The sequence below is a fragment of the Enterocloster alcoholdehydrogenati genome, from assembly GCF_013282095.1.
Taxonomy (GTDB): domain Bacteria; phylum Bacillota; class Clostridia; order Lachnospirales; family Lachnospiraceae; genus Enterocloster; species Enterocloster alcoholdehydrogenati.
Genome location: NZ_BLTJ01000003.1, coordinates 16,472 through 40,790 on the forward strand (window position 1 = coordinate 16,472; position 24,319 = coordinate 40,790).

19 protein-coding genes are annotated in these 24,319 nt (G+C 48.7%); 17 read left to right on the forward strand and 2 right to left on the reverse strand.

Annotated features, from left to right (window positions below):
* Nucleotides 1-39: 39 nt before the first annotated feature.
* From atpE to HW447_RS04155, 8 genes are all read left to right on the forward strand, one after another.
* A complete protein-coding gene (gene atpE / locus HW447_RS04120; protein ID WP_066545669.1) occupies nucleotides 40-321 on the forward strand; it encodes an ATP synthase F0 subunit C in 282 nt (93 codons plus the stop codon).
* Nucleotides 322-363: 42 nt separating this feature from the next.
* Nucleotides 364-870 (forward strand): F0F1 ATP synthase subunit B, encoded by a 507-nt coding sequence (gene atpF / locus HW447_RS04125; protein WP_176254072.1) that lies wholly within the window; start codon nucleotides 364-366, stop codon nucleotides 868-870.
* Nucleotides 867-1,406 carry an ATP synthase F1 subunit delta gene (gene atpH, locus HW447_RS04130; RefSeq protein WP_176254073.1) on the forward strand — a complete coding sequence of 180 codons (540 nt, stop codon included), beginning with the start codon at nucleotides 867-869 and terminating at the stop codon, nucleotides 1,404-1,406. Before atpF ends, atpH begins: the two co-directional genes overlap by 4 nt.
* Nucleotides 1,407-1,420: 14 nt before the next feature.
* Nucleotides 1,421-2,941, forward strand: coding sequence for a F0F1 ATP synthase subunit alpha (gene atpA, locus HW447_RS04135; protein WP_176254074.1), 1,521 nt, complete (start codon nucleotides 1,421-1,423; stop codon nucleotides 2,939-2,941).
* Nucleotides 2,942-2,962: 21 nt separating this feature from the next.
* Nucleotides 2,963-3,820 carry an ATP synthase F1 subunit gamma gene (gene atpG, locus HW447_RS04140; protein ID WP_176254075.1) on the forward strand — a complete coding sequence of 286 codons (858 nt, stop codon included), beginning with the start codon at nucleotides 2,963-2,965 and terminating at the stop codon, nucleotides 3,818-3,820.
* A gap of 97 nt (nucleotides 3,821-3,917) precedes the next feature.
* Entirely contained in the window at nucleotides 3,918-5,315 is a 1,398-nt protein-coding gene (atpD, locus tag HW447_RS04145; RefSeq protein WP_176254076.1) for a F0F1 ATP synthase subunit beta, read from the forward strand.
* Between the two features lie 18 nt (nucleotides 5,316-5,333).
* Nucleotides 5,334-5,744 carry an ATP synthase F1 subunit epsilon gene (gene atpC, locus HW447_RS04150; RefSeq protein WP_176254077.1) on the forward strand — a complete coding sequence of 137 codons (411 nt, stop codon included), beginning with the start codon at nucleotides 5,334-5,336 and terminating at the stop codon, nucleotides 5,742-5,744.
* A 210-nt stretch (nucleotides 5,745-5,954) separates the two neighbouring features.
* Entirely contained in the window at nucleotides 5,955-7,046 is a 1,092-nt protein-coding gene (locus tag HW447_RS04155; RefSeq protein WP_176254078.1) for an L-threonylcarbamoyladenylate synthase, read from the forward strand.
* 156 nt (nucleotides 7,047-7,202) lie between these two features.
* On the opposite strand, the gene HW447_RS04160 is transcribed toward HW447_RS04155, so the two are convergent.
* Entirely contained in the window at nucleotides 7,203-11,129 is a 3,927-nt protein-coding gene (locus HW447_RS04160) for a glycosyl hydrolase family 28 protein (protein ID WP_176254079.1), read from the reverse strand.
* A 276-nt stretch (nucleotides 11,130-11,405) separates the two neighbouring features.
* Here HW447_RS04160 and HW447_RS04165 point away from each other — a divergent pair, with 276 nt between their 5' ends.
* Nucleotides 11,406-11,945: a flavodoxin family protein gene (locus tag HW447_RS04165; protein ID WP_176254080.1), complete on the forward strand. Its 540-nt coding sequence runs from the start codon at nucleotides 11,406-11,408 to the stop codon at nucleotides 11,943-11,945.
* A gap of 288 nt (nucleotides 11,946-12,233) precedes the next feature.
* Here the strand turns inward: HW447_RS04165 and add are convergent, their stop codons facing one another.
* Entirely contained in the window at nucleotides 12,234-13,244 is a 1,011-nt protein-coding gene (gene add / locus HW447_RS04170; RefSeq protein ID WP_176254081.1) for an adenosine deaminase, read from the reverse strand.
* Nucleotides 13,245-13,568: 324 nt separating this feature from the next.
* On the opposite strand from add, the gene HW447_RS04175 reads away from it, so the two are divergent.
* The 8 genes from HW447_RS04175 to HW447_RS04210 all read left to right on the forward strand — a co-directional run bounded on the left by HW447_RS04175 (nucleotide 13,569) and on the right by HW447_RS04210 (nucleotide 24,294).
* Nucleotides 13,569-14,063 carry a deoxycytidylate deaminase gene (locus HW447_RS04175; protein ID WP_176254082.1) on the forward strand — a complete coding sequence of 165 codons (495 nt, stop codon included), beginning with the start codon at nucleotides 13,569-13,571 and terminating at the stop codon, nucleotides 14,061-14,063.
* 5 nt (nucleotides 14,064-14,068) lie between these two features.
* Nucleotides 14,069-16,012, forward strand: a complete 1,944-nt coding sequence (locus tag HW447_RS04180) for a B12-binding domain-containing radical SAM protein (RefSeq protein WP_176254083.1) — start codon at nucleotides 14,069-14,071, stop codon at nucleotides 16,010-16,012.
* On the forward strand, nucleotides 15,991-18,225 hold the full coding sequence (locus HW447_RS04185; RefSeq protein WP_176254084.1) for an extracellular solute-binding protein: 2,235 nt from the start codon (nucleotides 15,991-15,993) through the stop codon (nucleotides 18,223-18,225). Before HW447_RS04180 ends, HW447_RS04185 begins: the two co-directional genes overlap by 22 nt.
* Before the next feature lie 589 nt (nucleotides 18,226-18,814).
* Complete coding sequence (locus tag HW447_RS04190) at nucleotides 18,815-19,645, forward strand: glycerophosphodiester phosphodiesterase family protein (protein ID WP_176254085.1); 831 nt, start codon at nucleotides 18,815-18,817, stop codon at nucleotides 19,643-19,645.
* 41 nt (nucleotides 19,646-19,686) lie between these two features.
* Entirely contained in the window at nucleotides 19,687-20,793 is a 1,107-nt protein-coding gene (locus tag HW447_RS04195) for an extracellular solute-binding protein (protein WP_176254086.1), read from the forward strand.
* A gap of 26 nt (nucleotides 20,794-20,819) precedes the next feature.
* The gene (locus tag HW447_RS04200; protein WP_176254087.1) at nucleotides 20,820-21,824 is read left to right on the forward strand and encodes an ABC transporter ATP-binding protein; all 1,005 of its coding nucleotides are present in this window, start codon (nucleotides 20,820-20,822) and stop codon (nucleotides 21,822-21,824) included.
* A 15-nt stretch (nucleotides 21,825-21,839) separates the two neighbouring features.
* Nucleotides 21,840-23,597 (forward strand): ABC transporter permease, encoded by a 1,758-nt coding sequence (locus HW447_RS04205; RefSeq protein WP_176254088.1) that lies wholly within the window; start codon nucleotides 21,840-21,842, stop codon nucleotides 23,595-23,597.
* Between the two features lie 4 nt (nucleotides 23,598-23,601).
* Complete coding sequence (locus HW447_RS04210; protein WP_243176199.1) at nucleotides 23,602-24,294, forward strand: MgtC/SapB family protein; 693 nt, start codon at nucleotides 23,602-23,604, stop codon at nucleotides 24,292-24,294.
* The last annotated feature ends 25 nt before the right edge of the window (nucleotides 24,295-24,319 follow it).

The window sequence follows — 24,319 nt, forward strand, 5'->3', positions numbered from 1 at the left end:
GATTTACAGAGAATATTTATTTTGAGGAGGAAAATTATCATGACAGATTTTCAGGTTTTAGCAAAAGGTATCGCTTTAGCAGGATGCGCCATCGGCGCCGGCTGTGCTTTGATCGCAGGTATCGGTCCTGGTATCGGTGAAGGCAACGCAGTTGCAAAGGCTCTGGAGGCCATCGGCCGTCAGCCGGAGTGCAAGTCCGACGTAACAAGCACCATGCTCCTTGGCTGTGCCATTGCAGAGACCACAGGTATCTATGGTTTCGTTACAGGTCTGCTTTTAATCTTCGTTGCTCCTGGCACATTTATGAATTTCCTGTCTTAATGGAAAAGGGAACACCGGATTCCGCAGACAGGAGGTAGGAAAATGAGAGAAGTACAGGAACTTGTAACCATTATGCCCTGGACCTTCATTGCCACGATCTGCAACTTATTTCTCCAGTGCTGGCTGATCAAAAAGTTTTTATTTAAGCCGGTTCGGGAGATTATTGAAAAGCGCAGGGCTCTGGCAGACGCCCAGATCCAGGACGCCAAGAAGGCAAAGGAAGAGGCTGAGGCCATGAAGGCAGGATATGAGGCCGAGATGGCGAAGGCGAAGGAGACAGCCAGTGCCATCCTTCAGGATGCGCAGAAGGACGCTGCCGCCCGCAGCGAGGCTATGGTGCAGGAGGCTAAGGCTCAGGCAGCCGGTATCAAGGCCAGAGCAGAAGCCGATATCCTTCAGGAGAAGAAGAAGGCGGTCAACGAGATCAAGAATGAGATCGGAGGCATTGCCATGGATATCGCAGGAAAGGTGATCGAGCGCGAGATCAGCGAGGACGATCACAGGAAGCTGATAGACGAGTTTATTGAGAATGTAGGTGAGGCGTCATGACGAAAACTGCCAGACTCTATGGAGGCAGCCTTTATGACCTTGCTTCAGAAGAAAAGCTGACAGAGGGAATACTTGAGCAGATGGAAATGGTTTGTTCCCTGTTTAGGGAAGAACCGTCCTATCTGCGGCTTCTGGCAGAGCCGTCCATCCCCAAGACAGAGCGCGTGGGACTTCTTGATGCCGCTTTTGAGGGAAAGATAGAGACCTATCTGCTGAATTTCCTGAAGCTTTTATGTGAAAATGGTATGCTCCGGGAGTTTTCGGGCTGCTGCCAGGAATTCAGGTCCAGATACAATGAGGATCACGGAATCGCCGAGGCGGCAGTCACCAGTGCAGTGCCTCTCACAGAGAAGCAGAAAGAGGCACTGAAAGCAAGACTGGAAAAGATTAGCAATAAGACCATTCAGCTGACCCTTAAGGTGGATCCCAGGGTTGTGGGAGGCATTAAGGCAGAGCTGGAGGGAAAGCAGCTTGACGGCACCCTGCAGGAGCGTCTGTCAGGACTGAGAAAGAAAGTTACGGAAATCATCGTATAAAGGATGTGAATGGAATGCAATTAAAACCGGAAGAGATATCCAAGGTCATCCGCAGCCAGATCAAATATTATCAGAATGCCATTGAGCAGAGCGAGACGGGAACCGTCCTGATGGTCGGAGACGGTATCGCCAGAGTCAGCGGGCTTACAAACTGTATGTCCGGCGAGCTTCTGGAGTTTGAGGACGGCACCTTCGGAATGGCCCAGAACCTGGAAGAGACAAACGTTTCTGTCGTGTTATTCGGATCCGACCAGGGGATCAGTGAAGGACAGACTGTAAAACGCACCGGAAAAGTCGTGTCCGTGCCAGTGGGCGAGGCCATGATCGGCCGCGTAGTAAACGCCATCGGCCAGCCGATTGACGGCGCAGGCCCCATTGAAACAAGTGAATTCAGACCTGTGGAGTCTCCGGCTCCCGGCATCTGCGACAGACAGCCCGTAAAGGAACCGCTTCAGACGGGAATCAAGGCCATTGACTCCATGATCCCCATTGGAAGAGGCCAGCGAGAGCTGATCATCGGAGACCGTCAGACCGGTAAGACTACTATTGCTACCGATACCATTTTAAATCAGAAGGGCAAGGACGTGATCTGTATTTATGTGGCGATCGGACAGAAGCGCTCCACCGTTGCCAATCTGGTGGCAGAGCTTCAGGCAGGCGGCGCTATGGATTATACCATCGTTGTTACGGCCACGGCTTCTGAGACAAGCCCCTTACAGTATATTGCTCCCTATTCAGGCTGCGCCATGGGTGAGTATTTTATGAATAAAGGAAAGCACGTTCTGATCATCTATGACGATCTGAGCAAGCACGCAGTAGCATACAGAGCGCTTTCTCTGCTGATCCGCCGTCCGCCGGGGCGCGAGGCTTATCCTGGAGACGTATTCTACCTGCACTCCAGACTGTTGGAGCGCGCGGCAAAGCTTTCCGAGGAAAAGGGCGGAGGTTCCTTAACAGCTCTTCCCATCATTGAGACGCAGGCAGGTGACGTATCTGCCTATATCCCTACCAATGTTATCTCTATTACGGACGGACAGATCTTTTTGGAGACCGAGCTGTTCCACTCCGGCATCATGCCTGCTGTAAACCCCGGCATCTCTGTTTCACGAGTAGGTGGAAACGCGCAGATCAAGGCGATGAAGAAGGTAGCGGGTACCTTGAAGCTGATTTACTCCCAGTACAGAGAGCTGCAGAGCTTTGCGCAGTTCGGTTCCGACCTGGATGCGGATACCAAGGCCCGTCTGGCGCAGGGCGCCCGTATCGTTGAGGTACTGAAGCAGGGGAGAAGTACACCGGTTCCTGTTGAGAAGCAGGTGGCGATCCTGTACGCCGTTGTAAACGGTATCCTGACAGAGGTTGAGGTGGAAGCTATCCAGATCTATGAGGAAGGTCTTTACAGTTTCCTAGACAGCGATGCAGCAGGCGTATCCGCCATGGAAACCATCCGCACTACAGGCAAGCTGGAGGGCGAGACGGAGGAGAAGTTAAAGACGGCTCTTAAGGACTATACAGACCGTTTTTTAAAGGCCAGATAATCAGATAAAAGGAGGAAAACCATGGCTGCAAACATGAAAGCCGTGAAGCTCCGTATGAAGAGCATACAGAGCACCATGCAGATCACCAAGGCAATGGAACTGGTGGCATCCTCCAAGCTTCGCAGGGCCAAGGAACGGGCAGATGCCAGCCGTCCTTATTTTCAGACCTTAAAGGATACGCTGGCAGAGATTGCGGCAGGCAACACGGATGTTTCATCGGTCTATACCAGATCCGGGAAAAATGACCGCTGGTGCTATGTGGTGATTGCCGGAGACCGCGGTCTGGCCGGAGGCTACAATGCCAATCTGTTCAAGGAAATGGAAGCTCAGATGGCCGGCAGGGACTGTGCTGTCCTTCCTATTGGAAAGAAGGCGGTGGAGTATTACAAACGCCGCAGGGTGGAGATTCTGACAGAGGAGTTTGCCGAGGTGGGCGAGCTGTCGGTATCCGACTGCTTTACCATTGCAAAACTCTTATGCCGTACCTTTAAGTCTGGAGACTTCGGCCATGTGGCGCTGGGCTATACCAACTTTATTTCCATGCTCTCTCAGAGACCGGGGGTGTCCGGTATGCTGCCGCTGGCTGACCTTTCAGAAGATGAGAAGGACGTTAAAAAAATCCGTTCTTTGATCCTGTATGAGCCGGATGCGGAGACTGTATTTGATTCCATCGTTCCGGAGTATCTGGCGGGGTTGATCTATGGAGCCATATGCGAGTCTGTGGCCAGCGAGCTGGCTGCCCGAAGGACCGCTATGGATGCCGCCACCAAGAATGCCGGCGAGATGATCGAGCAGCTGAGTCTCTACTACAATCGCGCCCGTCAGGCAAGCATTACCCAGGAGATTACAGAAATCGTGGCGGGTGCGGAAGAACCCTGATCTGCGGGACAGAGGGCCCCGGCTGTGTTGATGCGGGGATGACACGCATCACTTTGCGGTGTGAGAGCCGCAGGGTGGATAACAAGGAGATTTATATATGACTGAGAAACATATTGGCAAGGTAGTGCAGGTAACGGGTCCTGTCCTGGATATCCGTTTCAGGGAGGGAGAACTGCCTGCATTGCTTAATGCGATTGAGATTGATGTAAATGGTCATCGCCTGGTGGCAGAGGTTGCCCAGCAGGTGGGTGACGATGTAGTGCGATGCATTGCCATGAGCTCTACAGACGGACTGGTGCGCGGCGTGGACGCGGTGGATACAGGCAGCCCCATCACCGTACCAGTAGGCGATGAGTGCCTGGGCCGTGTATTTAATCTGCTGGGTGATCCGGTAGATGAGAAACCGGCTCCTGAGACAAAGGAGCGCTGGGCGATCCATCGTCCGGCTCCCTCTTATGAGGAGCAGACCCCGGCGACGGAGATCCTGGAGACGGGAATTAAGGTCGTTGACCTGATCTGCCCTTACGCAAAGGGCGGAAAGATCGGTCTGTTTGGCGGTGCCGGCGTAGGAAAGACCGTTCTTATTATGGAGCTGATCCACAATGTAGCTACAGCTCACGGCGGCCTGTCCGTGTTTACAGGCGTTGGCGAGCGTACCCGTGAGGGAAATGACCTTTACGGCGAAATGAAGGAAAGCGGCGTTATTGACAAGACTGCGTTAGTATATGGGCAGATGAACGAACCACCGGGGGCACGTATGAGAGTGGGCCTTTCCGGCCTGACCATGGCAGAGTATTTCCGTGATGTAAAGAATCAGGATGTACTTCTGTTTATTGACAATATTTTCCGTTTTACACAGGCGGGTTCCGAGGTATCGGCTCTGCTTGGACGTATGCCTTCTGCGGTAGGTTATCAGCCTACCCTTGCTACGGAGATGGGCGCGCTTCAGGAGCGTATCACTTCAACCAAGAAGGGCTCCATTACTTCTGTTCAGGCTGTTTATGTGCCTGCGGATGATCTGACAGATCCGGCTCCGGCTACCACATTCACCCATCTGGACGCTACCACTGTACTTTCCAGAGAGATTGCCAGCCAGGGTATCTATCCGGCTGTAGATCCGCTTGATTCCAGCAGCCGTATCCTCACTCCGGAGGTAGTAGGTGAGGAGCATTATCAGGTGGCAAGATCCGTACAGAGAGTGCTTCAGAGATATAAGGAACTGCAGGATATCATCGCCATCATGGGTATGGATGAACTGTCAGAGGAGGATAAGCTGACTGTATCCAGAGCCAGAAAGGTACAGCGTTTCCTGTCCCAGAGTTTCTCCGTTGCGGAGCAGTTTACCGGTATGGCAGGGCAGTATGTGCCTCTTAAGGAAACCATCCGCGGATTTAAGAAAATCCTGGATGGTGAGTGTGACGAGATCCCGGAGAGCTGTTTCCTGTTTGCGGGAACCATTGACGATGTGTTTGAGAAAGCGAAAAAAACACAGTAGAAGGGAGGGTGAGGCTTTATGGCAGCCTTCCATTTGCAGATCGTGACCATGGACGGAATGATCTTTGACGGACAGGTGCAGAGCGTATCCTGTCGGACGGTCCATGGAGACCTGGCGATCCTGGCGCGTCATATGAACTACTGTACAGCCATCGGTATGGGCACAGCCCATGTTGTGATGGACGATGGGACGCAGCGCAGCGCAGCCTGTATCGGCGGTATGCTTACCGTGATGAACGGTCAGTGCCGTCTGATCCCCACTACCTGGGAGTGGAGCGATGAGATCGACGTAGAGCGTGCCAGACAGGCGAAGGCGCGGGCGGAAGAGAAGATGAATCAGTCCGGCCTTTCCGAGATGGAACACCAGATGGCCGAGGCAAAGCTCCACAGAGCCCTGGTTCGGATCGGAGCTGTGGGGAAAAACGAATAGGTTTTTGAAATTGGAAAATGGTCGCTGCGAGCGGCCATTTTTCGCATTGTCGGGGAGGTTTTGCACCAGCTGCCGCGCCAAGGCTTAATGCTGCGGGAACCTGGCCTAAACGGATTGTCTTTCCATGCGCTCCGTGGTAGAATGGGGAGGAAATCAGCGGGAAGAAGCTGGCAGAGAAAAACGGTCAGAGAAAACAGAGGTATAGATGTGATGGAGACAAAGAGAGTTTATATAAAAGATACAGAGAATGTAAGGGATGAGGAGCTTAAAGAGGCGGCCTTGGTTATCCGGAGGGGCGGACTGGTTGCATTTCCAACAGAAACCGTATACGGCCTTGGAGGAAATGCCCTGGATGAGGATGCGGCCGGAAAGATCTATGCGGCCAAGGGGCGGCCATCTGATAATCCGCTGATTGCTCATGTGTCCTGTGCCGCAGAGGTGGAACCGCTGGTAAAATATATGCCGGAGTCAGGACGGAAGCTGATGGAGAAATTCTGGCCGGGGCCTTTGACCCTGATCTTTCCCAAGAGCAGCCGCGTTCCCTATGGAACTACAGGCGGACTGGATACCGTGGCGGTGCGGATGCCTTCAGATCCCATTGCTAACCGCCTGATTGCCCTGGCAGGAGTGCCGATCGCAGCTCCCAGCGCCAACACTTCCGGGCGTCCAAGCCCTACCACGGCGGATCATGTATGGCAGGATATGAACGGAAGGATCGACATGGTCATTGACGGAGGTGCGGTTGGAATCGGGGTGGAATCTACGATTGTGGACGTGTCGGGAGAGACACCGGCTGTTTTGCGTCCCGGCGCTGTTACCATGGAAATGCTGCGGGAGGTGCTGGGCGAGGTAACCATTGACCCGGCTATTCTGGGGCCTGTGGCAGAGGGCGTTCATCCCAAGGCACCGGGAATGAAGTATAAGCATTATGCTCCAAAGGCAGAGCTGACTCTGGTGGAGCCTGAGATGGGTGATAAGAAAGCAGGGATGACAAAGGCGCAGATAGACCGCATGGTGGATATGGTGAAAATGCTGGCAAAGGAACAGATACAGGCGGGCCAGCGGGTAGGAATCATCTGCACGGATGAGTCCAGAGACGCCTACCATGAGGGAATCATTCGCAGCATCGGAGCCAGACAGAGTCAGGAGTCCGTGGCCCACAACCTCTATGCGGTGCTCCGCGAATTTGATGATCTGGGGGCAGAGGTGATTTTTTCGGAAAGTTTTGGCGAGGATCATCTGGGCCAGGCGATCATGAACCGGCTGTCCAAGGCAGCGGGGTATAGGATTGTGCGGGTGTAGGGGAGGAAAAAGAAAGGCGAAAGGTTATGCAGGAGATTGCAGTTGGCAGAAAAATAACTGCGTTGTGATGGCTCTGTCGCAGAGGATGACAAAAAGCGTGTGCTCTCTTTAAGAGATAAGACAGCACACGCTTTTTACTGCAGGTTAATTTAGAGCCTAATGAAAATATTTCCCGTTTTCATCTACCAGAAAACCATCGGGAGTAGAAGTGGATACATACATTTTTCCCTTAGAACCGTCAGAAACCGGGCTAAAGTAGTACCAGTCGTTTTCAATCTGCTGCCATCCGGTTTTCATACCAGAATTGATATCAATATAAAACCATCCATTTTGATCAGGATCAAAGAGGAAGCCGGATTTGGCAAAGCCATCGGCGCCAAAGGCGTACCATGCACCATTAACCATTTCCCATGAAGGCTGTTCATAAGAATTACCATCAGGAGAAAGTTTCATAGTGCCTGCGGCAAAGGTTCCATCTGCATATTCAAGTTTCCACAGGGAAGGATTTTCCGCTGAGGGTATCCAATGGCTATAATGTTCACCATTTCCCGTAATGACACCAGATACGGTATTTACATATCCTTTTTTTGTGTCGTATACCATATGTTCAGATGGAGAGGGGGCAGGACTGCTGGTGTAACTGTCAGAATCATCTGAATCGGAGGGAATAACAGGTGTGCTTTTGGAAACAACCATAATGACAGATGAAGCTGTTTTATCTCCGGCGGATACTGTGATTACTGCCTGTCCTGGACGCAGACCGGTCACCAGCCCCCTTTCGTCGACAGACACAGTATGCGGCTTGGAACTGCTCCAGATCAGAGGGGTGTCATATGGTGTGATTTCAGCATTTAACTGCAGTGTGTCCCCTACTGCGATCTGCGTATTTGCGGGAGATAATGCAAGAGACACTCCATCTTTGCTCCATACTGTCTCAGGTCCGCTGCGGGTCCAGTGAAAAGGCCCGGTGCCATTAAGGGCTTTCCACCAGCTATCAGCCGCTTCAACCTTAAAGGTATGGGGGATATTCAGATCCGCTCCGCATATGGTGTAGCTGGTTTTAGCAGTGGTGCAGCAGTTGTTTACATGATTAAAGTAATCATTCTCATTTGCATAGACAGGCTTTCCATCCATATAAACTCGATAGCCATAGATTCCCGACTCATCCCAGGGTTCATCCCAGCTTAGGATAAGATTTCCGTTTTCTTCCTGAACTCTTAAGGTGCTGTTCCATTCAGGAGCTTTAAAATCATACTTATGGGAAAGAGTTACAGTTTCTGTCTCATAATCAAAGGTTTTCCCATTATCTGCAAAGGCAGTGATCACAACTTCATTTTTCTCTTCCAGCAGCCGTCCAATGGTGAGTGTGATCTTATCGTCATCAGCCTTGCTTCCAAGTTCATAGTTGTAAATAGTCTTTACCAATGCACCATCGGCATAGACATGGTAACCACGTATTCTGGAATCTGCTTTGTGGCTATTGGCGAAAGTGGCAGAGGCCCAGGTATAGCCTTCGCCGGAGTAGCTTACCTTTCGGTTTGAAGGAGGATTTAGCGGCTGGTCAGAATCGGAATCAATTTTCAAAGAAACAGATGGCCCTTCTGTTTTATTTCCGGTTTTATCAATGGCATAAACAGTAAACGTATAATCTACATTGCAGCAAAGTCCCTCAGCAGTAAACTTTGTATTCTCTACAGGTGCAGAGATATCAATCAGCTGCCCATCTGCAGCAGTCTCCACAATGTATCCTTCAATCTTGTCAAAATCGGTTGCGCCTGTCCATTCCAGTTCGGCAGCTGTCTGCGAGGATGCGTGGGAAGCATTGGAGGGGGATGCTGTCAGCACGGTATCTTCGGGCCATTCAGGCGCATCCATGGCATTTGCCGCACTATCTGACATTGTGGTGTTTCCTTCAAACTGCAGTCCTCTTGATACAGAGATTGTATTCCATGCATCTGTGTTTTCTTCCTCACCGTTAAATGATACATTATAAAAAACAGAGTTTTCTATACCCTTTAGTTCCTGTTCCATCGCGCTGTTCGTGAATGTGATATCCTGGAAATAAAGGTCATGATGCGTGTGCCAGGGCTTTTGAAGATTGCTGTAATCGATATCAGCTGTAAGGCTGAATGGATTTTTCTTCACATGGTCTACCGTAATATTGTATGCGCTGATATTGGAAAATTCAGCCGGTTTGTCAGCCGGTTCAACGGATACAGCCTGGTTAACATCGCTATAGGTGGTACTCATAACAAAAGCCTGATTGCATTCACCTACTGCACAGTCGCGGATCAGTACATCCCATACACCCCCTCCGTTAGCGGGAGCAGATTTAAAGCGGAATGGCATATCGCTGTGGTTTAAAACATTGTCTTCTACCAGCATATCACAGATCCCTGCTCCGGTATGGCTTCCGGCGGCTATGGCCCCGCCGTGTCCTTCGCGAAGGAAGTTGTTAAAGGTCCAAATGTTCTGAGAAGGTCTTTGTTCGCAGTCCTGAACCCCTTTTCCCATGCCGGTTGCAAAATTGATTGAGTCATCGCCAGTATCAAAGAAGTTATTAAATACTACAGCGTTCTGTGTATTTCCGAGTTCGATGCCATCAGCATTGTTGGAATCATACGTGGTGTATTTTACATTGTTAGATGTTACATTTTTACTGTCAAGAACGGCAACGGTGTGGAAGGCAGGATTACGGACGGTGATATCACCAATATAAACATTTTCTGTTCCACGGATTACAATTAGGTTTGGACGATTATTGTAAGCTACTTTTTCACTCATGCCATTTTCTTTTGCTTTTAAAGTTGCATCTGCAGCCAGAATGCCCAGAGAACTTTCAAGAGGAGTGTTGTAAAGCTTTGAAGAACTTCCGGATACCCATTGAGGAAGGCGATAGTTATTATCTTTGGGATCTCCGTCCTGGCGGGACTGATAGAAAATAGAGTAACCATCTCCTTCAATATTACCGCTTTTGCCATATTTCCATCCATTACCGTCAATGATTCCATCGCCGGTGATGCGGATATTTTCCAGCATACCGTTTTCATCACTGCTGTAGGCATTGATCAGAGCCCAGGAGCGTGTATCGGTGGAATACGGATAAAGTAAGTAGTTGCTGTCATAGTGATCTGCGTTTGGGGAGCCAAAGAGAACCGCACCTTTTTCAAGTTCCAGTGTCATATTGCTTTTTAAATACAGGGCTCCAGACATGAATATGCCCGATGGAATCACTACTTTTCCACCCTCAGAGCAGGCATCTATGGCTGCTTGTATGGACATGGTATTTTTCAGAATGAATTGATTTTTTTCAGCATCATAGGTATGGTAGGGTTCATCTACGGATCTGGCTCCAAAGTCTGTTACATTGAACACTTCGGGTGATGGAGCTGTGGAGGCGGAGATAGAAGCCGGAGTTCCAATGGCATTTCCATAAGCGTCAAGAGCTACAACTGAAAATTCATAGGATGTATCAGGTTCAAGCTGGTTTGCGGTATAGGAATGGATATCAACATTGACCATGTCGATATCTTTTTTTGCATAGTAATCGTAAAATGCATCCATATAGGTACTGGCCCAGTCTGCGTGCTCTGCAAAGTTTTCACGGGCAGTTCCGATCTGTGTGCCGTCTTGATACACGGCATAGTCAGCTACTTCATCGTATTTTTCCGGTTTATCCCATACCAGTGTGATAGAAGTATCATCATATGCCAGAGTGGGTACCTGAAGGTTTGTTACATCCTCGCTTCCCTCTGTTTTATCAAAACGTGGTTCAGACAATGGAGGTGTCTTACGCTTTGCTGTATTTGGAACTGCATTGGAAGATGTGGCAGCTGCGTCAGAGGGTGAGGCATTGGATGGTGTTGCAGCCGTCTCGTTTGTATCATCATGGCGATCTGCATCGGAGGAAGATGCAGTCCTTATGCCAGTATCATTTTGACTGGAGGATGGGAATACATCGGCAATCTGTGAACTTGCAAACGTTTGCAAACCGGGTTGAAAAAAGATAGCTCCAGCGGTTATGGATCCGGCAATGACTATTGATGTGCAGCGATATAAAATAGGTGATATGCGGATTTTCATAGCATCAGACATTCCTTTCAGGTTATTTTGGACGCGTTCCCAGAAATTGTATACGCGTACAGTGTATCAAAGGATTTTTGGTTTGTATACTGTGAAAACTGCCAGACTGAGAAAAGGAATTTTGTGAAAAATATAAAATAAATATCTTAAATATTGTGGAAAAACAATATAAAATTTTGTAATATATGCCAACTTGACTTAAAGTTTACTCTAAGCCTTATACTTCTCATAGCACTTGAAAATAGTTTGCCAAAGAAAAGAAAGAGAGGAATCATTATGAGCAAGAAAGTATTGATTTTATCAGGAAGTCCCCGAAGAAACGGAAATTCAGACCTTTTATGTGATGAATTTTTAAGAGGGGCCAGAGAGAGCGGCAATCAGGCAGAGAAAATCTTCCTTCGCAGTAAAAAGGTAGCACCCTGTAATGCCTGTTATTACTGCAGCAGCAACGGCGGTAAGTGTGCGATACATGACGATATGGAGGAGATTTTGGACAAGATGCAGGAGGCGGATGTGATTGTTATGGCAAGTCCTGTTTATTTTTATTCGATCGATGCCCAGATGAAGGCTGTTATCGACCGTACATTGGCTCGATGGACCAATATTCCGAATAAAGAGTTCTATTACATTATGACAGCGGCGGAAAACAGCAGCCATGTAATGGACTGTACACTGGAATGCTTCAGAGGTTTTGCAGCCTGTCTCAAAGGGGCAAGGGAGATGGGAGTTATCTATGGAAAGGGCGTGTATGAGCCCGGTGACATCAGAGAGATGCCAGCTATGAAGGAAGCATATGAGATGGGGCTCCGTGTGTAGGAAAACGCTTTGTCAGAGCGGCCTGTACATGAATTTTGCAGTTTGATATTGGAATATATGATTCCAGCAGAATCCCCCGCGATGAAATCTGGGTGCCCCCAAAGCTGGGGCCTACATCTCATCACGGGGGGCATATCCAGGAGGGAACCATTGTTTTCCCGAAATTAACGAATCTGCAGCATATATGGGAAAATCTGGGTATTTTCAGCCCTGCTCTGGACGATGCTGCGATACAGAAGATTAAGGTAAATGATAGGATTTCAGGCCGGTTACAGGAAACGCAAACGCTTATTCAATTTCATCCCTCCAGCTTCGGATCTCCTGCAGGATCTTCTCCTTCACGGAAGGTTCCGCAAAGGCAGTTTCCATGGCATATTCCATAAGTGTTCCGGCCTCTGTTTCCCTCATGCCGCAGTGCTGATAAAGAATTTCAAGTTCCTGGGTCACAGTGGTATTGGTTACGGTTCGGTTGTCTGTATTCACGGACACAAGAACACCTTTGTCAAAGAAGGTGCGGAAGGGGTATTCTTCCCAAGAGGATACGGCTTTTGTCTGGATATTACTGCTGGGGCAGAGTTCCACTCCGATCTGTCTGCGGGCCAGTTCGTCCATCAGGGCCGGATCCTCTTTCATGGCGATACCGTGGCCGATGCGGCGGGCTCCTGCCCTGGCGGCCAGAGCAATGTTTTCCCGGCGGCCGCATTCTCCCGCATGAATGGTAAGGGGAAGATTACGTTTAAGAGCCTCTTTAAAATAGGGCATAAAGCGCTCATTTGGAAAGGCTGCCTCGTCCCCGGCGATATCAAGGCCGCAGACGCCTTTTCCCAGATACCGGTCGGCCAGCTCCAGCGTGGTCAGATTCTGTTTCTCTGTAAAATGGCGCATTCCGCAGAGCAGGAGACCTCCCTCAATACCGGTCTCCTTTTTTGCATCCGCCAGTCCCGCAGCGGCAGCCTCTATAATAGCTTCTGCCGGGAAATCGTCTCTTACGGACAGAAGGGGAGCAAAACGCAGCTCCAGATACCGGATCCCTTCGGCGGCGGCATCTCTGGCCGTTTCCTTTGCCGCCTGAAAGAAAGCATCCTCTGTCACAAGGGAAGCCAGAGGAAGGTCGAAGGCTTTCAGGTATTCTGCCAGGCTTTGGCAGTCCCGCGCCGCCTGGATCTTCCGAAGAAAATCGGCCTCCTCTTTGGGTAATTCTACCCCTGCTTTTTCACAGAGCCTCTGCAGCAGCACCGGCGGCAGGGAGCCGTCCAGATGACAATGGAGCTCTGCTTTTGGCAGCGACACAAATCGCATAGTAAATTCCTTCCTTTCTGCTGTTGTGTTGCCTCATGGCAGGCGGTATTCTCCATGCCATGAAACACATTTCATTCCGATTTTTATTTGATTTTACACTATGAACATTCAGAGGGTCAAGAGTGTATTTTTAAAGGAGTCTCTCTGTTTGGGCCTTCTGTTGTTTTCAGGAGAGCAGAGGGGATCTTCGGTTCTTGCATTTTCCCTCAATCTATTATATAGTGAAAGGCAGAAAAACGAAGGAAGGGCGCGTCCGGTGCAGACAGGCTGTTTGCAGTGTGTCAGGAGAATGTGGAGGATGCCCGGAACAGGAGGACAGAGCGAATGTCAGAAAAACGTGAGGATTATATTACATGGGACGAATATTTTATGGGCGTAGCCAGCCTGTCGGGAAAGCGCTCCAAGGATCCCAGCACGCAGGTGGGAGCCTGTATTGTAAGTCAGGATAACAAAATCCTTTCCATGGGCTACAATGGCTTTCCCAAGGGCTGCTCAGATGATGAATTTCCCTGGGGAAAGGAGCATGAGACAGACGATCCCTATAATGCAAAATACTTTTATTCCACCCATAGTGAGCTTAACGCCATTTTAAACTACAGGGGCGGAAGCCTGGAGGGAAGCAAGCTCTATGTGACCCTTTTCCCCTGCAATGAGTGCGCAAAGGCGATTATCCAGGCGGGAATCCGAACTATCGTGTATGGCGAGGATAAATACGCCCATACGTCTGCGGTACGTGCCTCCAAGCGGATGCTCAACGCGGCCGGAGTGCGGTATTATCAGTATCAGCCCACCGGACGCAGGATTGTGATTGAGGTCTAGGGAAAATGAAGATACTTCTGGCGGCGGTCAACGCCAAATATATTCATTCTAATCTGGGGATCTACAGTCTGAAAGCATATGGGGAGAAGATGCTGGCTCAGTGGGGATATGGAAAGGAAAATGTCCAGATCGGCCTGGCAGAGTATACGATCAATCACCAGCTGGAGCGGATTCTTCAGGATATCTATCTAAGACAGCCGGATGTGATCGGGTTTTCCTGCTATATCTGGAATATTTCTTATATAAAAGCCCTGGTGGCGGACTTAAAAAAGGTTCTGCCACAGGTGAAAATCTGGCTTGGAGGGCCGGAGGTGTCCTACTGTGCTGAGGATATCTTACGGGAAGAGCCTGGGGCGGATCTGGTTATGAAGGGGGAAGGTGAGGAGACTTTTGCACAGTTTCTGCGTTTTCTGATGGAAAATGAGACCGAAAAACCAGCGTATGGTGGATTAGAGCAAAAACCAGAGGCAGCTGAAAAAAACAGGTGGACAAAAGGGCTGGAACATATACCTGGGCTGGTATTCCGGCGTCAGAAATCCCAAAGCATGGAGGGTGAAACGCCAGATCTGCCGCGTGTCCTGTTATCGGCTGCTGCATCAAAGGCGCTGCTCCACGACACGATCGATACCGGTGTCCGCCCGGTGATGGATATGAACTGCATCCCGTTCCCCTATGCTTTTTTGGATATGGAACAACTGGCGCACCGGATTATTTACTATGAAAGCAGCCGGGGCTGTCCTTTTTCCTGTGCGTATTGTCTGTCGTCCATTGATAAGAGCGTCCGTTTGCGCAGTCTGGAACTGGTAAAAGAGGAACTGTCCTTCTTTCTGAAGGCAAAGGTGCCGCAGGTGAAATTTGTGGACCGAACCTTTAACTGCCAAAAGTCCCACGCCATGGCTATCTGGCAGTTTATCCGGGAAAATGACAACGGCGTCACCAACTTCCATTTTGAGATTGCGGCAGATCTGTTGGATTGTGAGGAGCTGAAGCTGCTGTCAACCATGCGTCCGGGACTGATCCAGCTGGAGATTGGCGTTCAATCCACGAATCCATCCACTCTTGCGGCAATCCGCCGAAAGACGGATATAGAGAAAATCAGAGCTGTTACTCAGGAGATTAACAGCTGGAATAACATTCATCAGCATTTGGATTTGATTGCGGGGCTGCCAAAGGAAGATCTGGAATCCTTTAAAAACTCTTTTAATGAAGTATATTCCATGAAACCGGAACAGCTTCAGCTGGGCTTCTTGAAGGTTCTTTCCGGTTCCTATATGGAAGAAATGGTTCCTTCCTGCGGCTTGCTCTATGCATCCGCCCCGCCCTATGAGGTTTTTTCTACCCGCTGGCTCTCTTACCGGGATATTCTGGAATTGAAGGAAATCGAGGAAATGGTAGAAATCTACTATAACAGCCGTCAGTTTACCACCGTTTTGGCGATGCTGGAGCGAGAGTTTTCATCCTCCTATGAAATGTTTCTGGCTCTGGCCGCGTTTTACCGGAAAAAGGGGTATTTTGGGATGAACCATAGCCGTCTGGCCCGGTATGAGATTCTGTGGGAGATGGCGGCGGAGGAACTTTTTTTGGAAACGGATTCCTCAGCAGCAGAGTACAGGAGGGATCGGTTTAGGGATTGTCTGATGACAGATCTGTATCTTCGCGAAAATATTAAGAGCCGCCCCTCATTTGCCAGAGACTTAAATCGATACAGGGATGAAATCAGAAGCTTTTTTAAGGGGGAGGAAACCACGGGGCGGTATCTGCCCGATCATCAAGGCTACGATTCCCGCCAGCTGGCGAAAATGGCCCATTTAGAACCTATGGGAGATGGAACCTTTCTTCTGTTTGACTATAAGAACCGCGATCCGCTGACCTATAATGCAAGGGCAGTGGAGATCGGAGATATTTGCAAGGAGCATCGGTATAAAAAATGCCAACGATCAAAGATATAGCAGTCCGTGCCGGGGTATCCCATGGCACAGTTTCCAATGTATTAAATAAAAGAGGAAATGTCAGCGCAGAAAAAATCCAGCTGGTAGAGCAGGCGGCCAGAGAACTTGGGTATAAGATTAACGCCCAGGCACAGCAGCTAAGAGCCGGGGCCACAAGGAAGGTGTGCGTGATCCTTCCTGGAATTGGAATCTGCCGCTACAGCGATTTTTATACAGGACTGGAGGAGACGCTGCGTTCCCATGGCTTTGAACTTGAACTGACCTGTACAGACCATTTGGTTCACAATGAAAAGTATGCGGTAAAAAAAGCCCTTTCCCGAAATCCCGCAGCGCTGGTTATCATCAGTTCCATGGTGAGAAACAAGGGCTTTTATACAGAGGGAAACCATCTGGTCTTTGTGGAGCAAAAACCAAAGAATCTTCCGAAGGATGCTGTGGTTGCGGCCTTTGATTATGAGAAGGCAGGACGGGATATGGCTGCCCGGTGTGTTAGGCAAGGATATAAAAATATTGCCATTTTATGTGGGAACAGCAATGATTCCAACCGTAAAACCTTTGTGAATGGGGCAGTATCTGTGCTGGATGATTCTGACTGCGAGTACCGCTGCTTTGCCTGTGATGATGAAATGTCTTTGCTGGAATCATTTTGCATTTTAAATGAAAAGGCTGGCTTTGATGGAGTGATTGCTGCAGGAGAGGAAGATGTGCGGTTTTTAAAAAAAGCCTTCGATTACTGCCCTGGCCGTTCCATGCCTGACGTATACGCTCTGTGCAGCAAAAATATGGCTCCGGCAGAGGGGATTATCCGCTACAGCTTAAATTACCGTCAGCTTGGCAGGCGCACCGCAGAATACATTATGAGAGATTATCAGGGACGGGAGGAAGAGAAGGCAGCCGGCAGTCTGGAACTGGACGGCAGCCAAATACAGCCGGCCATGATCCGGATGGAAAATGAAGGATTTTTAGCAGAGCCCCTTCCGTCCATGGCTGTGTCGGCGTCCCATGCGGATACGATCCATTTTCTTACGATCCAAAACAGCACCAGCCAGGCAATTCGTTTTCTTCTGCCAAAATTCAGTCAGGAGACAGGAATCCGTGTAAACATGATTTCCGTGGCTTATGATGAACTTCACACCATGGCAGAGGCCTGCTGTCAGAACAGTTCTTATGATTTGATCAGGATTGATATGGCATGGCTGTCAGAACTGGGAAAACGGCTTTATCAGCCGTTGGATGAAAATGCAGAGGCGGTAAAGCGGCTGAAAACACGGATTCTTCCAAATCTGTTTAAGAATTATTCCAGAATCGGGGAAGGCTTTTATGCGTTTCCTCTTGATGCCTGTGTGCAGATGTTTTTTTACAGGAAGGATCTGTTTGAAAATGAACTGATTAAGCGGGAGTATTTTGAGACCTATAAGAAAAAGCTTCAGATACCGAAGGATTTCGCGGCTTATAATGAGATAGCCCGTTTTTTCAGCCGGAAATACAATCCAGATTCTCCTACACGATTTGGGACAGCTGTGACTTTTGGAAGAACTTTTCTGGCAGGCTGTGATTTTCTGCCCAGATACAGGGCCGGTGGAAAAAGTATTTTTGATCCAAACGGACGTGTGAATATTTTGACAGGAGAAATGCGGGAGGCATTTGAAAGCTATCTGGAAACCTGCTCTTGTTCAAACGGGGAAATGTATCAGTGGTGGCAGGAATCCACTCGACAGTTCTCGGAAGGCGACACGGCTATGCATATTGTATTTTCAAACTATGCCTCATCCATGATCCGTGATTTGGGCTCCCGCATCATGGGAAAAGTGGGGTATGCCAATGTTCCCGGCGGACAGCCGCTGCTGGGGGGAGGTGCGGTAGGGCTCAGCGTCAGCAGCAGCCGGCGTGAGCAGAGCCTGCGCTTTTTAGAATGGCTGTACCGGAGAGATATTGCGGAAATGATCTGCTATATGGGCGGATATATTGGCAGCCGGGAGATTGCGGATAATCTGGAAATTCAGAAACGATATCCATGGATGGAGCATATGGAACAGGCGTTTTCCAGCGGATGGCGCCATTACCATACAGACGGCAATCCGAACTTCCGCGAATTTGCTTTCGAGGATATTCTTGGGAAAGCGGTTCGGAGCGCAGCATCCGGTACCCAGGATGCAGAGACTGCCCTGCGCAGGGCCCAGCAGGAATGTGATCGGCTGTTTGTACGGGAATGAATGGGCTGTGCTGTATGAGCAGAAAGGTTCTGGGCATTTTGAAACGTATTTTACATATACACGGCTGCATATGTAGTAACAGATATTTTAACCACTAGGCGTATATGGGTGCTGAAATTTTGAAACCACAGGATTGTGCGTGATTGATTTTGGCACTTAGCCGATTGGTTTTGCTTTTTTTGCTCTAATAAGTACCGCGTTCAAATTAAAACATCTATAATACTGACGTCTACTCATAATATTTCATTGAAGTTCTTACCATATTCCGTTTTATTCCCCTGTTTGCTGTCCTGGCATTTTTTATTTAGATAACCACTTTTATCGACTTTCTGAGGAAACCTCAAATGGTATCCTCCTCTTATCCTGCTCCAGACGGAGAGGATAGGAAAGGGTAAATTTTCATATTTAAAATATGAACGTTTCAAAATAAAAAACCAAATTATTACGAGAAAATAAGAGTAAAATGCACAATAAAATGTAAAAAAATTGTATAAAATAGATAAAAATGACGTCAAATAAAATAAATGATATTGACACGTTCCAAAAAATGAGCTATAAAGAAGGTAGTTCAATAAGGAGGGACGCAAATATGTATACAAAGAATGATCCAATCCGAAAGCTGATAGAAAAGAATGGAGTGCTCATTGCAGCTCATCGGGGAACCTGTGGGGGAAACGTGGTGCAGAACACCAGTCTTTCTTATAAAAATGCTCTGCTTCATGGGGCCGATATGATCGAGGTGGATGCGGCCATGACTACGGATGGAGTGTTCTATGCTTTCCACAACGGGGAAGAGAAAATTGAGTACGGCATCCAAAAGGATATCCGCACCATGTCCTCACAGGAGGTCGATTCCCTGTATGCCTTAAACAGTCTGGGACAGAGGACGAAGCAGAAGGCAGAACGCCTTGAGGAGGTACTGGAGCGGTTCAGAGGACAATGCCTTATCAATATCGACCGTTCCTGGTTTTACTGGAAGGAGATCATTGCCTTCTTAAACAGTAAGGGGATGCAGGATCAGATCCTGTTAAAATCCGGCGTGGAGGAAAGCCTGTTAGAGGAGGTGGAGTCCATGGGAGACGGGATCATGTATATGCCAATTATGAAGAAGATGGAGGATTGGCAGCTTGTAAAGTCATATAATATCAATGTAGCCGCAGCTGAACTTATTTTTACAGACCTGTCCAGTCCTTTCATCCAGCCCGGATTTATGAAGGAACTTCACGAACTGAAAATTGCGCCCTGGGTCAACGCGATTACTCTGGATGACGATATTATCCTGTCCGGCGGTCTGGATGATAACCATGCCATACGGGATGGTTTTGAGGAGAACTGGGGACGGCTTATGGATATGGGCTTTGAAATCCTGCAGACGGATTGGCCGGCTCTTTTAAAGGGATTTGTTACAAAACGTTTCTAAATACATCAGAATGAGAAGAAAAACAAAAGGAGAAGAAGATTATGAGAATGTGTAAGAAATGGATGGCACTTGGTTTGGCGGCAATGATGGCCCTTTCACTCACAGCCTGCAAAGGTTCTGGTTCACAGGGATCAAAGGCGTCTGATGAGAGCGCGGCTGCGAAGGCAGAGGGCGGAGAGATGGCGGCTGCCGGTGGGACAGATAAGAGCGAAAAACTGGTGATTTACACCAACTCTGGTTCAAACGGAAGGGACGCCTGGTTAAAGGATTATGCGAAGCAGGCCGGCTATAATGTAGAGGTAGTACAGATTCAGGGCGGTGATCTGGCAAACAGAATTATTTCGGAGAAAAACAATCCTCAGGCAGATCTCGTATTTGGCTTAAACGCAATGGAGTATGAGAAACTAAAGGCAGAATCGGTTCTGGATCCCTGGGAGCCAAGCTGGAAGGGAGATGTGGATATGACCCTGGGGGATGCGGACGGCTATTATTATCCCATCGTGATCCAGCCTCTCGTGAACATTATGAATGCAGATCTGAAAAATCCGCCAAAGGATGTTACAGATCTTTTAAGCGATGAATGGACTGGAAAATACACCATTCTTAATTTTGGCGGCGGCACAGGAAAGACGCTTCTGGCATCTCTCTTAGTCCGTTATCAGGATGAAAACGGCGAAGCCGGCATCTCTGAGGAAGGCTGGGAGACGGCAAAGAGGTGGATCCAGAACGGCCATATGGAGCAGCAGGGCGAGGACTATGTGGGGAATGTAATTTCCGGAGAGATCCCGATCTGCGAGATGTGGGGCAGCGGTGTTCTTCAGAATCAGACCGAGCGCGATTACAAGTTCCAGATCATGGTTCCTGAAACAGGAGTTCCGTATGTAACAGAACAGATTGCCATGATCACAGGCTCTAAAAGGAGGGATCTGGCTGTAGATTTTGCTAACTGGTTCGGTTCCGCACAGGTACAGGCTGAGTGGATGAAGCAGTTTGGAACCATTCCATGTCAGCCGGATGCTTTAAACGAGGCTTCTGATGATATTAAAGAGTTTGTCAATTCCGTACATCCCCAGACTATGGACTGGGAATTTGTGGCATACCATATTGACCAGTGGGTAGAGAAATGTGAGCTGGAATTCATGCAGTAGAGACGTGATCCTGTCAGGAGAAGAAAATGATAGAATTTAAAAATATTGAAATTAAATACGGAGATTTTACCGCAATCCGTAACTTAAATCTTACCATAGAGGATGGGGAATTCTTTACCTTCTTAGGGCCGTCTGGCTGCGGAAAGACAACGACGCTACGTTCGCTTGTGGGCTTTTTACAGCCTGCAGGCGGGCAGATCCTGGTAGACGGTCAGGACATCACACATATGCCGGTAGAGAAACGCAACATTGGAATGGTATTTCAGAGTTATGCCCTGTTCCCTACTATGACTGTGTATGAAAATCTGGCTTTTGGGCTTAAGGTAAAGAAACTCCCGGCTGCGAAGATCGATAGAAAGGTTCGTGAGGTGGCAAAGATCATTGAGATCAGGGATGAGCAGCTGGTGAGAAATGTTTCTGAATTGTCCGGCGGTCAGCAGCAGAGGGTAGCCCTGGCAAGAGCCATTGTACTGGAGCCAAAGATTCTCTGTCTGGATGAACCTTTATCTAATCTGGATGCCAAGCTGAGAGTAGGGCTTAGAAGCGAACTGAAACGTCTCCAGAAGAATCTGGGAATTACAACACTTTATGTGACGCACGACCAGGAAGAGGCTCTGACCCTTTCTGACAGGATCGCCGTATTCAATAACGGTTTTGTAGAACAGGTGGATAAACCGTTTAACATCTACAATCATTCCAAATCAGAATTTGTCTGTGACTTTATCGGTGAGATCAATCATTTATCAGGAAATATGGCGGCAGAGATGAATCGCCAGCTTTCATGCAGCCTGGATGAGAACAAAAAGAGCTATATACGACTGGAACGCATTGGATTTTCCCCTGTGCCTGGTGCGGCTGAATTTGCAGGTGTGATCAGAGATTATGATTACAACGGCGTTCTTACCAGGTATCGGATTGACGCCGGGGGCTGTGAGGTGCGGGCAGTCCATGTCAATGATGGCCAGCCCTTTATGGCGGAAGGGGATTCGGTGAAGCTTTACATTCATCCGTCGGATGTTATGCAGTTTTAAGCCAGGAGGGATAGCATGAAAGGAAAACAATCAAAAAAACCCCTGAATATCCAGAGCCTGATCCTGAAACTGGCGGTAGCCTGGGCCCTTATTGCCTTTGTGGTATATCCGAATGTGAACCTGCTGCTTGGAATCTTTTTTCAGGACGGCACCTTTTCCTCTGATGCAGTGGAAAAGGTGTTTAAGTCTGCCAGAGCAATAAAGAGCCTAAAAAACAGCTTTGTTCTGGCGGTGACGCTGGCAGTTACGGTGAATGTTGTGGGGACGTTAAGCGTGCTCTTTACGGAATACTGGGAGATCAAAGGGGCAAAAATATTAAAGCTTGCCTATATGAGTTCCCTGATTTACGGAGGCGTTGTGCTGGTGTCAGGCTACAAGTATGTTTATGGTGCCAATGGACTGATCACGAAACTGCTTCTGCAGATATTTCCAGATATGAATCCCGGCTGGTTTACGGGATATGGAGCAGTTGTCTTTGTGATGACATTTTCCTGTACCCAGAATCATATGATGTTCCTGAAAAATGCCCTCCACGGCATTGATTATTATACCGTAGAGGCAGCAAAGAATATGGGGGCTTCGGGGAAGGACATTTTCTTTAAGATCGTATTTCCCGTGTTAAAGCCTACCTTTTTTGCTATTACGATCCTGACATTCCTGACCGGTCTTGGGGCTATGTCGGCTCCGCTGATTGTAGGCGGGGAAAATTTTCAGACCATCAATCCCATGATTATCACTTTTTCACGTTCGTCTTCATCCAGGGATGTAGCAGCGCTGTTAGCCATTCTCTTAGGACTGGCCACCATCCTGCTTTTGGCTATATTCAGCCGGATTGAGAAGAACGGAAATTATGTGTCTGTGTCCAAAACTAAGGCAAAATTGAAGAAACAGAAGATCAGCCAGCCGGTGCTTAATCTTCTGGCTCATGTAACTGCCTGGGCGATGTTTGCTGTCTATGTGATCCCCATGGTTCTGGTGGTGGTGTACTCCTTCTGCGATTCTCTCACCATAAAGACCGGCGATCTGAGCCTTCAGTCCTTTACGCTGGAGAACTACCGAAAACTCTTTACCAGCCTGGAAGCTATTAAGCCTTATCTGGTAAGTATCGTGTACTCTATGCTGGCTTCTGTGACCGCAGTGGCTATGGCTGTGATTTGTGCCAGATTTGTGAGAAAGGCAGCTCATAAGTTTGATAAGGCCTTTGAATGGGGGATGCTGATTCCGTGGCTGCTGCCGTCTACCCTCATCGCTCTCGGCTTAAGCACTACATATGGTGAGCGCCATCTGATCCTGTTTAATCAGGTTTTGGTGGGAACCATTGTGCTGATGCTGGCAGGCTATATTGTAGTAAAGCTTCCGTTTTCCTATCGTATGGTAAAGGCGGCCTTTTTCAGTATTGACGATGATCTGGAAGAAGCGGCAAAATGTATGGGAGCGGGCACATTTTATACAATGATAAAAGTAGTTCTTCCGGTGATGATGCCGGCGCTGATGTCCGTTGTGATTTTAAGCTTTAACGGTATGCTCTCAGATTATGACCTGTCTGTATTCCTGTACCATCCGTTGTATCAGCCTCTGGGGATTGTGATTAAGGCAGCTTCAGATGAATCGGCCTCCATTGATGCCAGAGCGATGAGCTTTGTATACACCGTGGTACTGATGGCGCTGTCTTCCATCACGCTTTATTTCGGACAGGGAAATGGAATGGAAAAAATAAAGCGTTGGAAGCAGAAACGTCTGGAAAAGAAGGTGATCCGCCAGCTGCAGGGCTGATTGTATGGAAATGCTTGAGATGGGGATTGGGTATCTGAAAGAACTGAACGGGCTCTCTATTACCCTGCGGGTACTGTTAGCAGTTGTCTGCGGAGGTGTTATTGGCCTGGAACGCGGCCGGGCACATCAGCCGGCAGGTATGAGGACATATATGCTGGTATGCATGGGCGCGGCGGTGGTAATGGCGACAGGCCACTATATGTATGATGTATTTCAGACCGGTGATCCAGCCAGACTGGGTGCTCAGGTCATCAGCGGTATCGGCTTTCTGGGGGCAGGCAGCATCATCACCTCCGGACAGACAAAAGTCAGGGGGCTGACTACGGCGGCCGGTCTGTGGACGGCGGCCTGTATCGGCCTGGCGATAGGAATTGGATTTTACAGTGCAGGGATTCTGGCTACTCTGGCGGTGTATCTGATTATGGCCAGATTTAAGAAACTGGAATACAAATTTCTGCTGGAGGATGTGTACTGCGGCGTTTATGTAGAATTTGACGGCACAGTGACCATCTCCGATATCGCCCAGCATATGGCAGGTTTTGGTCTGGAGATCGAAGAGGTTCAGATGGGAAAGCAGGGAAAAGAGTTCCGTAAAGCCATGATTACACTGAAAAATAAAAAGGAAGAGAGCAGGGATACAGTAATCCGCCAAATGGAGCAGATCCATGGAGTGCGGTACGCGAAATACATTTTTTAGAGAAAAGGGCGCTGTCTGGTTTTAA